2 protein-coding genes and 6 rRNA genes are annotated in these 13,930 nt (G+C 59.5%); 7 read left to right on the forward strand and 1 reads right to left on the reverse strand.

Annotated elements, in window-relative coordinates:
• The first annotated feature begins 148 nt into the window (after positions 1–148).
• Positions 149–1,414 carry a threonine ammonia-lyase gene (gene ilvA, locus BINDI_RS00465; RefSeq protein WP_033491448.1) on the forward strand — a complete coding sequence of 422 codons (1,266 nt, stop codon included), beginning with the start codon at positions 149–151 and terminating at the stop codon, positions 1,412–1,414.
• On the opposite strand, the gene BINDI_RS00470 is transcribed toward ilvA, so the two are convergent.
• Positions 1,408–2,169, reverse strand: a complete 762-nt coding sequence (locus BINDI_RS00470; RefSeq protein ID WP_033491447.1) for a Sir2 family NAD-dependent protein deacetylase — start codon at positions 2,167–2,169, stop codon at positions 1,408–1,410. The genes ilvA and BINDI_RS00470 overlap by 7 nt on opposite strands.
• 865 nt (positions 2,170–3,034) lie before the next feature.
• Here BINDI_RS00470 and BINDI_RS00475 point away from each other — a divergent pair.
• The 6 genes from BINDI_RS00475 to rrf (BINDI_RS00500) all read left to right on the forward strand — a co-directional run bounded on the left by BINDI_RS00475 (position 3,035) and on the right by rrf (BINDI_RS00500) (position 13,879).
• Positions 3,035–4,559: ribosomal RNA gene (locus BINDI_RS00475) — 16S ribosomal RNA — on the forward strand.
• A 409-nt stretch (positions 4,560–4,968) separates the two neighbouring features.
• Positions 4,969–8,017, forward strand: a 23S ribosomal RNA gene (locus tag BINDI_RS00480).
• A gap of 186 nt (positions 8,018–8,203) precedes the next feature.
• A 5S ribosomal RNA gene (rrf, locus tag BINDI_RS00485) occupies positions 8,204–8,320 on the forward strand.
• Positions 8,321–8,595: 275 nt separating this feature from the next.
• A 16S ribosomal RNA gene (locus BINDI_RS00490) occupies positions 8,596–10,120 on the forward strand.
• Between the two features lie 409 nt (positions 10,121–10,529).
• A 23S ribosomal RNA gene (locus BINDI_RS00495) occupies positions 10,530–13,593 on the forward strand.
• A gap of 169 nt (positions 13,594–13,762) precedes the next feature.
• Positions 13,763–13,879 (forward strand): 5S ribosomal RNA (rrf, locus tag BINDI_RS00500).
• Together the 16S, 23S and 5S rRNA genes form the textbook arrangement of a ribosomal RNA operon.
• Positions 13,880–13,930: the final 51 nt, after the last annotated feature.

Below are 13,930 nucleotides of genomic sequence, written 5' to 3' on the forward strand. Positions count from 1 at the left end.
CGGCTTCTCCCGTAGGGCCGGATATTCACGCCTTCATGGAGGTTCCCGACCCTGTCTTGCCCGTTCAGCTTCTTTTCATCGGGCGACCATGTCCACCATGTTGACACCGGCTCGTCACGAGTGGGCGGGGCGGGGATAATGATTGAGCATGGATACCAATGAAGTCGATGTTGACCTGAGGGCGGATCATGCCGCCAACCTGCGGGATGCCGCCAAGCGGCTTGAGGGTGTGGCCAGGCACACCCGGATCGAGCACTCGCAGGAACTCGGTGACCGGGTGGGGCACAAGGTGCTGCTCAAGCCCGAGAACCTACAACTGACCGGTTCCTTCAAGGTGCGCGGTGCCTACAACAAGATTGCGTCCCTCTCACAGGAGGATCTGGATCGGGGAATCATCACCGCCTCGGCGGGCAACCACGCCCAGGGTGTGGCCTTCGCCTCCCGGCATCGCGGAGCACAGGCCACCATCGTCATGCCCCAGATAACTCCGCCCCTGAAGGTGGATGCCACCAAGGCCTACGGTGCCGAAGTGGTCCTCAAGGGGAACGTGTTCGACGAGAGTTTCGCCTATGCGCGGCATCTGGCCGACGAGCGTGGAATGACCTTCGTTCACCCCTTCGATGATTACGAGGTTCTCTGCGGGCAGGGCACCATTGCCATGGAGATCCTGAACGATGTGCCCGATGTGACCGACATCGTGGTTCCGCTGGGTGGTGGAGGTCTGGGTGCCGGAGTCGCGCTCGCGGTCAAGACCTTCAGGCCCGATGTCCGGGTCATCGGAGCCACTCCGGTCGGTTCTCCGGCCTGGCGCGAGTCCCTGACCGCAGGCAGGGTCGTGGCGGCCGACCAGGTCAGCACGGCGGCCGAGGGTGTGGCCGTCAAGCGCCCCGGCGACCTGGATTATGCACTGCTGAGCCATTACATGGACGACCTGGTGCAGGTCACCGAGAGTGACATATCCGAGATGATTCTCTTCATGCTGGAGAAGCACAAGCTGGTGGTCGAGGCCGCCGGGGCCGTCTCCCTGGCCGCCCTGGGTCAGCTCGATCTTCAGTCGGATGTCTTCCGCGCCGCCCCCGGGCCCCATGTGATTGTCCCCATCATCTCGGGCGGCAACATCGATACGGTCACCATCGGCGCCGTCATCCAGCGGGGGATGATATCCCGCGGCCGTATCATGCAGTTCGGCGTCGAGCTTCCTGACACCCCGGGTCAGCTGGTCAAGGTCGCCACGGTCCTGGCCGATCTTCGCGCCAACGTCATCGAGCTCAACCATGACCAGTTCAAGTCCTCGGGCCACTACGAGAACGGTGTCCTCCTTGAGGTGACGGTCGAGACCAATGGTCCCGACCACATCACCCAGATTCTGGATACCCTACGTAGCCAGGGCTTCCAGGTTCATCAGAACTACTGACCCGGGTTCCGTGCGATGGTCTCGTCCACCAGCCTGGGCAAGGCCTCCTCTATCGGTTCATGAATCAGCCGTGTGGCCAAGGAATCGTACTGGGTCTGCCCCAGATTCATGATGGTTATGGGCACGCCTGCCTGTGCCGCAACGGGTACCAGGGAGGCGGCCGGGAAGACCTCCAGGGTGGACCCTATCACCCAGAATTCGTCGGCGCTGCTGGCCAGTTTCATGCTTTTCTCCATGGCACCCTCGGGCAGGGCCTGACCGAAGTAGACCACATCCGTCTTGATGATGCCGCCGCAGGGCATATTCCCCTGGTAGGGCATGCGCTTGCGGCAGTGGGGATCCGGCTCCTGGTCCAGCCGTTCCATGATGTCGGCCGTCCGGTATTCCTGGCCGCACTTCATGCAGTGCGAGGTGCCGATGGTCCCGTGCAGGTTGACGATTACCTGGCTGGAATTGCCGGCCTTCTCATGAAGGGCGTCGAAGTTCTGCGTGGCCAGGAGCATCAGCATGCCCGCCTTCTCCAGCCTGGCCAGGGCCTTGTGGGCCACACCCGGATGGGCCCTCCAGACCGGTGACTCCTTCTGCCAGCGCCATGAGTACTCCCGCGCCTCTCTGTCACTCATGAAGAGGTCGAGGTCGTACACGCTCGTCTGATCGGGATGCTTGGTCCAAACCCCATCTGGCCCGCGAAAATCCGGAATTCCTGCCGAGGTTGAAATGCCTGCGCCGGTCAGTACTGCAATTGTTTTGCCCATACCCTTTGTCTTACACCATCAGGTTTCAGGATCATCAGCCGAGAGCCGCCCGGGTCTTGATGTCCCCCCCCCCCCCCTGTATCGCCGCAGCTATCGACGGATTCGCCAAGGCCCGAATTGAAGACTGGATATATGCATGTTCGTAGGTACCGATTACCACGGTCGGCACCTTGGCGATGTCATAATCGAAACGGTCCTGGAAACACGCCGTCATGCGGAAGTTAAAGGGGGCAGATGTGAATAAAATGTGCTCGGATTAGGGGGGTTTGCACCGGGGAAAGGGCCGACAGAACAAAGCAGATGATGATGATCGTATTTCCGACACGCCGATACGAGGACTGGAATTACTGGATTAACGACGGTCTCCATAATTTCTGATTTGCGGAATGACGCATGCGTGGTAAGTTTATCTCTTGCTGCTCAACACGGCGGTTCCTCTTCCAAGAAGAGCGTGGACTGCTGTGCAGAGGGGATTCCTGAAAAGGTGAAGGTCGGATTGCAAGGGGCGGCGTTAAAAATGCCGACACGCCGTAAAACCGTTGCAATGATTGAGCTTCTCCGATACTCAAGCGTACCAATTTGCAACAACCAGGTAGTTCGTGTAAATTGTTCTTTTGCTGCCCGACAGCGACAAGGAATCTCCCGGATAACTTGAGACTGTTGGTGTGGTGGTGGTTTGAGAACTCAAGAGCGTGTTTGTGCTACTTTTATAGCTTTTTTGATTGCCAGTCCGATGCCCGCCCGGTTTTGCCGGGTACGCGGGAGCGTTGTGAGGGGTGTCGGGGTTTTTCGTGGGTCTGTTTCCTCCTTATGGAAGCGGATCCGTCAATTTATTATGAGAGTCGTTTCGGCTTCTTCATTGTTTTTTGTGGAGGGTTTGATTCTGGCTCAGGATGAACGCTGGCGGCGTGCTTAACACATGCAAGTCGAACGGGATCCAGGCAGCTTGCTGTCTGGTGAGAGTGGCGAACGGGTGAGTAATGCGTGACCAACCTGCCCCATACTCCGGAATAGCTCCTGGAAACGGGTGGTAATGCCGGGTGTTCCGCATCATCGCATGATGGTGTGGGAAAGGGTTTACCGGTATGGGATGGGGTCGCGTCCTATCAGCTTGTTGGTGGGGTGATGGCCTACCAAGGCTTCGACGGGTAGCCGGCCTGAGAGGGCGACCGGCCACATTGGGACTGAGATACGGCCCAGACTCCTACGGGAGGCAGCAGTGGGGAATATTGCACAATGGGCGAAAGCCTGATGCAGCGACGCCGCGTGCGGGATGACGGCCTTCGGGTTGTAAACCGCTTTTGATTGGGAGCAAGCGAGAGTGAGTGTACCTTTCGAATAAGCACCGGCTAACTACGTGCCAGCAGCCGCGGTAATACGTAGGGTGCAAGCGTTATCCGGAATTATTGGGCGTAAAGAGCTCGTAGGCGGTTCGTCGCGTCTGGTGTGAAAGTCCATCGCTTAACGGTGGATCTGCGCCGGGTACGGGCGGACTGGAGTGCGGTAGGGGAGACTGGAATTCCCGGTGTAACGGTGGAATGTGTAGATATCGGGAAGAACACCAATGGCGAAGGCAGGTCTCTGGGCCGTTACTGACGCTGAGGAGCGAAAGCGTGGGGAGCGAACAGGATTAGATACCCTGGTAGTCCACGCCGTAAACGGTGGATGCTGGATGTGGGGCCCGTTCCACGGGTTCCGTGTCGGAGCTAACGCGTTAAGCATCCCGCCTGGGGAGTACGGCCGCAAGGCTAAAACTCAAAGAAATTGACGGGGGCCCGCACAAGCGGCGGAGCATGCGGATTAATTCGATGCAACGCGAAGAACCTTACCTGGGCTTGACATGTGCCGGACGACCGCGGAGACGTGGTTTCCCTTCGGGGCCGGTTCACAGGTGGTGCATGGTCGTCGTCAGCTCGTGTCGTGAGATGTTGGGTCAAGTCCCGCAACGAGCGCAACCCTCGCCTCGTGTTGCCAGCGGGTCATGCCGGGAACTCACGGGGGACCGCCGGGGTTAACCCGGAGGAAGGTGGGGATGACGTCAGATCATCATGCCCCTTACGTCCAGGGCTTCACGCATGCTACAATGGCCGGTACAACGGGATGCGACATGGCGACATGGAGCGGATCCCTTAAAACCGGTCTCAGTTCGGATCGGAGCCTGCAACCCGGCTCCGTGAAGGCGGAGTCGCTAGTAATCGCGGATCAGCAACGCCGCGGTGAATGCGTTCCCGGGCCTTGTACACACCGCCCGTCAAGTCATGAAAGTGGGCAGCACCCGAAGCCGGTGGCCCAACCCGTTTGGGGGGGAGCCGTCTAAGGTGAGGTCCGCGATTGGGACTAAGTCGTAACAAGGTAGCCGTACCGGAAGGTGCGGCTGGATCACCTCCTTTCTACGGAGATATGAGTAAAATCCCCCGCCTGTTTATGGGTCGTGGGGTCGTGTCCATGGGTCCGGCCGGTCGGTCGGATGGTGTGGGCGTGCTGGCGTGGAACGGTCGAATGGCTGTGGCATGGATGCGCTGTTGGGTTCCCGGACCGCCACCCTTGTGGGTGGTGTTCCTGTCGCCCATCGGGTTCCTGTGCGGGTGTCGTCCCGTGGCGGGTCCTGGTGGTGTGGTGGTGGTTTGAGAACTGGATAGTGGACGCGAGTGGATGGCTGGCCTTGTGCCTGTCCGTCCGCTTGTATTGTTTCGTCCGAGCCCACATGGTGGGTTCGGGTCGATCGTTTTGTGATCTATTAGTGTGATGATTTGTCGTCTGGCAGTTCGCAGTTGTTGTTGCCGTGGCATGGCCTGTGGTCGTGTTGTCGGTAAGGGCGCATGGTGGATGCCTTGGCAGACAGGACCGATGAAGGACGCGTGGGGCCGCGATAGGCCTCGGGGAGCCGCCGACAGGGCTTTGATCCGAGGGTGTCCGAATGGGGAAACCCGCCAGCCGTCATGGGCTGGCACCGCATTCGTGCGGGGGGTACGCAGGGAAGTGAAACATCTCAGTACCTGCAGGAAGAGATATTCCGTGAGTAGTGGCGAGCGAAAGCGGATGATGGCCAAACCTGTGCCGTGTGATACCCGTCGGGGGTTGCGGCATGGGTGTTGTGGGATTTGGTGCCCGGGTTCCGACGGACCCGGCGGCAGTGATAAAACGACGTGTGAGACGAACGGGATTGAATTCCCGGCCGTAGAGGGTGATGGCCCCGTAGTCGAAGACGCGTCGTCTGCCGATCCTTGTTCCCAAGTAGCGCGGGACTCGTGGAATCCCGTGTGAATCCGCCCCGACCGTGGGGTAAGCCTGAATATACCTGTCTGACCGATAGCGTACGAGTACCGTGAGGGAAAGGTGAAAAGCACCCCGGGAGGGGAGTGAAACAGTTTCTGAAACCGTGTGCCTACAATCCGTCGGAGCCTTTCGGGGTGACGGCGTGCCTATCGAAAAATGAGTCTGCGAGTCAGTGGTGCGTGGCGAGGTTAACCCGTGTGGGGCAACCGTAGCGAAAGCGAGTCTTAAAAGGCGTTTGAGTCGCGTGCCCTGGACCCGAAGCGGGATGATCTAGCCCTGGGCAGGTTGAAGCGTGGGTAAGACCGCGTGGAGGACCGAACGGACCTGGGTTGAAAACCGGGCCGATGACCTGGGGCTAGGGGTGAAAGGCCAATCAAATTCCGTGATAGCTGGTTCTCTCCGAAATGCATTTCGGTGCAGCGTCGCGTCAATGTCTCCATGGGGTAGAGCTACTGGATGCTTGAGGGCCCGTATCGGGTACCGACAGCAGCCAAACTCCGAATACGTGTGAGGTGTATCGCGGCAGTGAGTCGGCGGGGGATAAGCTCCGTCGTCGAGAGGGAGACAGCCCAGATCGTCGTCTAAGGTCCCTAAGTGTGTGCTAAGTGGGAAAGGATGTGGAGTCGCATAGACAGCCAGGAGGTTGGCTTAGAAGCAGCCACCCTTGAAAGAGTGCGTAACAGCTCACTGGTCTAGTGGTTCCGCGCCGATAATGTAGCGGGGCTCAAGCACACCACCGAAGACGCGGCAGTGCAGTTACTGTACTGGGTAGGAGAGCGTTCCGCATGGGGCGAAGCGGCGGCGTGAGCCGGCCGTGGACCGTGTGGAAGTGAGAATGCAGACATGAGTAGCGAGAGACGGGTCAGAATCCCGTCCGCTGGATGACCAAGGGTTCCGGGGCCACGTTCGTCGTCCCCGGGTGAGTCGGGTCCTAAGGCGAGGCCGACAGGCGTAGTCGAATGGATGAAGGAGTCGATATTCTCCTACCGGCGTCAGACCGCCCAATCCAAGACGTGGAAGCATGCCCTTACCTGTATCGGGCGGCGGTCTTCGGACCGTCCGATGGTGCGGGACCGGTGTGTGGATGCGTGGCGGGTAGCACAGGAGTGACACGGAACGGGAGCCGGGCCGCGGTGGTGGTTATCCGTGGTCAAGCATGTGGCGCGTCGGGCAGGCAAATCCGTCCGGCATGAGCGTGAGGTGTGATGATGGGGGGCCTCGTGCCCCGAATCCGGTGTGCCGTTCCGTCAAGAAAAGCTTCGGTGCGAGGGCTGTCGCCGCCCGTACCCTAAACCGACACTGGTGGTCAGGTAGAGTATACCAAAGCGATCGAGCGAATCCTGGTCAAGGAACTCGGCAAATCACTCCCGTGCCTTCGGTATAAGGGAGACCCCTTGCGGTGAGGCGCCCAGCGCGCGGAGCCGAGGGGGGTGGCACAGACCAGGGGGTAGCGACTGTTTACCAAAAACACAGGTGCATGCGAAGACGAAAGTCGCTGTATATGCACTGACGCCTGCCCGGTGCCGGAAGGTTAAGAGGATCCGTCATCCCCTTCGGGGGGGCAGCGGTGAATTCAAGCCCCGGTAAACGGCGGTGGTAACTATAACCATCCTAAGGTAGCGAAATTCCTTGTCGGGTAAGTTCCGACCTGCACGAATGGCGTAACGACTTCCCCACTGTCTCGACCAGGAGCTCGGCGAAATTGCAGTACGAGTAAAGATGCTCGTTAAGCGCAGAAGGACGAAAAGACCCCGGGACCTTTACTATACCTTGGTATTGGCGTTAGGTGCGGACTGTGTAGCATAGGCGGGAGGCTTCGAAGCGGGTGCGCCAGCATCCGTGGAGCCGAAATGTGAAATACCGCTCTGTCCTCATCTGGCCTCTAACCTCGACCAGTCATCCTGGTCAGGGACAGTGCCTGGCGGGTAGTTTAACTGGGGCGGTTGCCTCCCAAAGAGTAACGGAGGCGCCCAAGGGTTCCCTCAGCCCGGTTGGCAATCGGGTGTTGAGTGCAATCGCACAAGGGAGCTTGACTGCGAGACCGACGGGTCGAGCAGGGACGAAAGTCGGAGATAGTGATCCGGTGCCGGCGTACGGACGCGGCATCGCTCAACGGATAAAAGGTACCCCGGGGATAACAGGCTGATCATCCCCAAGAGTCCATATCGACGGGATGGTTTGGCACCTCGATGTCGGCTCGTCGCATCCTGGGGCTGGAGCAGGTCCCAAGGGTTCGGCCGTTCGCCGATTAAAGCGGCACGCGAGCTGGGTTCAGAACGTCGTGAGACAGTTTGGTCTCTATCCTCTGCGCTCGTTGGAATCTTGAGGAGCCCTGCCCATAGTACGAGAGGACCTGGGTGGACGAACCTCTGGTATGCCGGTTGTCGCGCCAGCGGCACGGCCGGTTGGCTACGTTCGGATGGGATAACCGCTGAAAGCATCTAAGCGGGAAGCCCCCTGTGCAGAGGGGATTCCTGAAAAGGTGAAGGTCGGATTGCAAGGGGCGGCGTTAAAAATGCCGACACGCCGTAAAACCGTTGCAATGATTGAGCTTCTCCGATACTCAAGCGTACCAATTTGCAACAACCAACCCACCCCCCTTGAGGGGTGGAGGCATCGACACCACTGCGAACGAGACCTGCGGCAATGAACACGAACGGCCACAGGCGATCGACAACGAAACACGCGTCCACCGTCCGGTCCCCGAACCGTCACCACGACCCACCCACCTTTCAAAGTGGGCCGGTACAACAGAATTTGCGGCGGTCATGGCCTGGGGGAGACGCCCGGTCCCATTCCGAACCCGGAAGCTAAGACCCAGCACGGCAATGGTACTGCACTCGGAAGGGTGTGGGAGAGTAGCACACCGCCGCTCCGGTAGTTCGTGTAAATTGTTCTTTTGCTGCCCGACAGCGACAAGGAATCTCCCGGATAACTTGAGACTGTTGGTGTGGTGGTGGTTTGAGAACTCAAGAGCGTGTTTGTGCTACTTTTATAGCTTTTTTGATTGCCAGTCCGATGCCCGCCCGGTTTTGCCGGGTACGCGGGAGCGTTGTGAGGGGTGTCGGGGTTTTTCGTGGGTCTGTTTCCTCCTTATGGAAGCGGATCCGTCAATTTATTATGAGAGTCGTTTCGGCTTCTTCATTGTTTTTTGTGGAGGGTTTGATTCTGGCTCAGGATGAACGCTGGCGGCGTGCTTAACACATGCAAGTCGAACGGGATCCAGGCAGCTTGCTGTCTGGTGAGAGTGGCGAACGGGTGAGTAATGCGTGACCAACCTGCCCCATACTCCGGAATAGCTCCTGGAAACGGGTGGTAATGCCGGGTGTTCCGCATCATCGCATGATGGTGTGGGAAAGGGTTTACCGGTATGGGATGGGGTCGCGTCCTATCAGCTTGTTGGTGGGGTGATGGCCTACCAAGGCTTCGACGGGTAGCCGGCCTGAGAGGGCGACCGGCCACATTGGGACTGAGATACGGCCCAGACTCCTACGGGAGGCAGCAGTGGGGAATATTGCACAATGGGCGAAAGCCTGATGCAGCGACGCCGCGTGCGGGATGACGGCCTTCGGGTTGTAAACCGCTTTTGATTGGGAGCAAGCGAGAGTGAGTGTACCTTTCGAATAAGCACCGGCTAACTACGTGCCAGCAGCCGCGGTAATACGTAGGGTGCAAGCGTTATCCGGAATTATTGGGCGTAAAGAGCTCGTAGGCGGTTCGTCGCGTCTGGTGTGAAAGTCCATCGCTTAACGGTGGATCTGCGCCGGGTACGGGCGGACTGGAGTGCGGTAGGGGAGACTGGAATTCCCGGTGTAACGGTGGAATGTGTAGATATCGGGAAGAACACCAATGGCGAAGGCAGGTCTCTGGGCCGTTACTGACGCTGAGGAGCGAAAGCGTGGGGAGCGAACAGGATTAGATACCCTGGTAGTCCACGCCGTAAACGGTGGATGCTGGATGTGGGGCCCGTTCCACGGGTTCCGTGTCGGAGCTAACGCGTTAAGCATCCCGCCTGGGGAGTACGGCCGCAAGGCTAAAACTCAAAGAAATTGACGGGGGCCCGCACAAGCGGCGGAGCATGCGGATTAATTCGATGCAACGCGAAGAACCTTACCTGGGCTTGACATGTGCCGGACGACCGCGGAGACGTGGTTTCCCTTCGGGGCCGGTTCACAGGTGGTGCATGGTCGTCGTCAGCTCGTGTCGTGAGATGTTGGGTCAAGTCCCGCAACGAGCGCAACCCTCGCCTCGTGTTGCCAGCGGGTCATGCCGGGAACTCACGGGGGACCGCCGGGGTTAACCCGGAGGAAGGTGGGGATGACGTCAGATCATCATGCCCCTTACGTCCAGGGCTTCACGCATGCTACAATGGCCGGTACAACGGGATGCGACATGGCGACATGGAGCGGATCCCTTAAAACCGGTCTCAGTTCGGATCGGAGCCTGCAACCCGGCTCCGTGAAGGCGGAGTCGCTAGTAATCGCGGATCAGCAACGCCGCGGTGAATGCGTTCCCGGGCCTTGTACACACCGCCCGTCAAGTCATGAAAGTGGGCAGCACCCGAAGCCGGTGGCCCAACCCGTTTGGGGGGGAGCCGTCTAAGGTGAGGTCCGCGATTGGGACTAAGTCGTAACAAGGTAGCCGTACCGGAAGGTGCGGCTGGATCACCTCCTTTCTACGGAGATATGAGTAAAATCCCCCGCCTGTTTATGGGTCGTGGGGTCGTGTCCATGGGTCCGGCCGGTCGGTCGGATGGTGTGGGCGTGCTGGCGTGGAACGGTCGAATGGCTGTGGCATGGATGCGCTGTTGGGTTCCCGGACCGCCACCCTTGTGGGTGGTGTTCCTGTCGCCCATCGGGTTCCTGTGCGGGTGTCGTCCCGTGGCGGGTCCTGGTGGTGTGGTGGTGGTTTGAGAACTGGATAGTGGACGCGAGTGGATGGCTGGCCTTGTGCCTGTCCGTCCGCTTGTATTGTTTCGTCCGAGCCCACATGGTGGGTTCGGGTCGATCGTTTTGTGATCTATTAGTGTGATGATTTGTCGTCTGGCAGTTCGCAGTTGTTGTTGCCGTGGCATGGCCTGTGGTCGTGTTGTCGGTAAGGGCGCATGGTGGATGCCTTGGCAGACAGGACCGATGAAGGACGCGTGGGGCCGCGATAGGCCTCGGGGAGCCGCCGACAGGGCTTTGATCCGAGGGTGTCCGAATGGGGAAACCCGCCAGCCGTCATGGGCTGGCACCGCATTCGTGCGGGGGGTACGCAGGGAAGTGAAACATCTCAGTACCTGCAGGAAGAGATATTCCGTGAGTAGTGGCGAGCGAAAGCGGATGATGGCCAAACCTGTGCCGTGTGATACCCGTCGGGGGTTGCGGCATGGGTGTTGTGGGATTTGGTGCCCGGGTTCCGACGGACCCGGCGGCAGTGATAAAACGACGTGTGAGACGAACGGGATTGAATTCCCGGCCGTAGAGGGTGATGGCCCCGTAGTCGAAGACGCGTCGTCTGCCGATCCTTGTTCCCAAGTAGCGCGGGACTCGTGGAATCCCGTGTGAATCCGCCCCGACCGTGGGGTAAGCCTGAATATACCTGTCTGACCGATAGCGTACGAGTACCGTGAGGGAAAGGTGAAAAGCACCCCGGGAGGGGAGTGAAACAGTTTCTGAAACCGTGTGCCTACAATCCGTCGGAGCCTTTCGGGGTGACGGCGTGCCTATCGAAAAATGAGTCTGCGAGTCAGTGGTGCGTGGCGAGGTTAACCCGTGTGGGGCAACCGTAGCGAAAGCGAGTCTTAAAAGGCGTTTGAGTCGCGTGCCCTGGACCCGAAGCGGGATGATCTAGCCCTGGGCAGGTTGAAGCGTGGGTAAGACCGCGTGGAGGACCGAACGGACCTGGGTTGAAAACCGGGCCGATGACCTGGGGCTAGGGGTGAAAGGCCAATCAAATTCCGTGATAGCTGGTTCTCTCCGAAATGCATTTCGGTGCAGCGTCGCGTCAATGTCTCCATGGGGTAGAGCTACTGGATGCTTGAGGGCCCGTATCGGGTACCGACAGCAGCCAAACTCCGAATACGTGTGAGGTGTATCGCGGCAGTGAGTCGGCGGGGGATAAGCTCCGTCGTCGAGAGGGAGACAGCCCAGATCGTCGTCTAAGGTCCCTAAGTGTGTGCTAAGTGGGAAAGGATGTGGAGTCGCATAGACAGCCAGGAGGTTGGCTTAGAAGCAGCCACCCTTGAAAGAGTGCGTAACAGCTCACTGGTCTAGTGGTTCCGCGCCGATAATGTAGCGGGGCTCAAGCACACCACCGAAGACGCGGCAGTGCAGTTACTGTACTGGGTAGGAGAGCGTTCCGCATGGGGCGAAGCGGCGGCGTGAGCCGGCCGTGGACCGTGTGGAAGTGAGAATGCAGACATGAGTAGCGAGAGACGGGTCAGAATCCCGTCCGCTGGATGACCAAGGGTTCCGGGGCCACGTTCGTCGTCCCCGGGTGAGTCGGGTCCTAAGGCGAGGCCGACAGGCGTAGTCGAATGGATGAAGGAGTCGATATTCTCCTACCGGCGTCAGACCGCCCAATCCAAGACGTGGAAGCATGCCCTTACCTGTATCGGGCGGCGGTCTTCGGACCGTCCGATGGTGCGGGACCGGTGTGTGGATGCGTGGCGGGTAGCACAGGAGTGACACGGAACGGGAGCCGGGCCGCGGTGGTGGTTATCCGTGGTCAAGCATGTGGCGCGTCGGGCAGGCAAATCCGTCCGGCATGAGCGTGAGGTGTGATGATGGGGGGCCTCGTGCCCCGAATCCGGTGTGCCGTTCCGTCAAGAAAAGCTTCGGTGCGAGGGCTGTCGCCGCCCGTACCCTAAACCGACACTGGTGGTCAGGTAGAGTATACCAAAGCGATCGAGCGAATCCTGGTCAAGGAACTCGGCAAATCACTCCCGTGCCTTCGGTATAAGGGAGACCCCTTGCGGTGAGGCGCCCAGCGCGCGGAGCCGAGGGGGGTGGCACAGACCAGGGGGTAGCGACTGTTTACCAAAAACACAGGTGCATGCGAAGACGAAAGTCGCTGTATATGCACTGACGCCTGCCCGGTGCCGGAAGGTTAAGAGGATCCGTCATCCCCTTCGGGGGGGCAGCGGTGAATTCAAGCCCCGGTAAACGGCGGTGGTAACTATAACCATCCTAAGGTAGCGAAATTCCTTGTCGGGTAAGTTCCGACCTGCACGAATGGCGTAACGACTTCCCCACTGTCTCGACCAGGAGCTCGGCGAAATTGCAGTACGAGTAAAGATGCTCGTTAAGCGCAGAAGGACGAAAAGACCCCGGGACCTTTACTATACCTTGGTATTGGCGTTAGGTGCGGACTGTGTAGCATAGGCGGGAGGCTTCGAAGCGGGTGCGCCAGCATCCGTGGAGCCGAAATGTGAAATACCGCTCTGTCCTCATCTGGCCTCTAACCTCGACCAGTCATCCTGGTCAGGGACAGTGCCTGGCGGGTAGTTTAACTGGGGCGGTTGCCTCCCAAAGAGTAACGGAGGCGCCCAAGGGTTCCCTCAGCCCGGTTGGCAATCGGGTGTTGAGTGCAATCGCACAAGGGAGCTTGACTGCGAGACCGACGGGTCGAGCAGGGACGAAAGTCGGAGATAGTGATCCGGTGCCGGCGTACGGACGCGGCATCGCTCAACGGATAAAAGGTACCCCGGGGATAACAGGCTGATCATCCCCAAGAGTCCATATCGACGGGATGGTTTGGCACCTCGATGTCGGCTCGTCGCATCCTGGGGCTGGAGCAGGTCCCAAGGGTTCGGCCGTTCGCCGATTAAAGCGGCACGCGAGCTGGGTTCAGAACGTCGTGAGACAGTTTGGTCTCTATCCTCTGCGCTCGTTGGAATCTTGAGGAGCCCTGCCCATAGTACGAGAGGACCTGGGTGGACGAACCTCTGGTATGCCGGTTGTCGCGCCAGCGGCACGGCCGGTTGGCTACGTTCGGATGGGATAACCGCTGAAAGCATCTAAGCGGGAAGCCCCCTCCAAGATAAGGATTCCATGGAACCTCGGTTCCTGAAGACCCCATGCAGAACACATGGTCGATAGACCGGACGTGGAAACCCCGCAAGGGGCGAAGCCGACCGGCACTAATGGTCGAAGACAACACAACACCCACCCCCCTTGAGGGGTGGAGGCATCGACACCACTGCGAACGAGACCTGCGGCAATGAACACGAACGGCCACAGGCGATCGACAACGAAACACGCGTCCACCGTCCGGTCCCCGAACCGTCACCACGACCCACCCACCTTTCAAAGTGGGCCGGTACAACAGAATTTGCGGCGGTCATGGCCTGGGGGAGACGCCCGGTCCCATTCCGAACCCGGAAGCTAAGACCCAGCACGGCAATGGTACTGCACTCGGAAGGGTGTGGGAGAGTAGCACACCGCCGCTCCACAACTCACAAGGGGCCCCGCACGGCACACGCCGCGACGGGGCCCCTTCC

It is taken from the genome of Bifidobacterium [indicum] DSM 20214 = LMG 11587, from assembly GCF_000706765.1.
Classification (GTDB): Bacteria; Actinomycetota; Actinomycetes; order Actinomycetales; family Bifidobacteriaceae; genus Bombiscardovia; species Bombiscardovia coryneformis.

Bases quoted from the DNA above. Each gene is read 5' to 3' on its own strand.
- ilvA (WP_033491448.1), top strand. From the start codon at position 149: ATGGATACCAATGAAGTCGATGTTGACCTGAGGGCGGATCATGCCGCC.
- BINDI_RS00470 (WP_033491447.1), bottom strand. From the start codon at position 2,169: ATGGGCAAAACAATTGCAGTACTGACCGGCGCAGGCATTTCAACCTCG.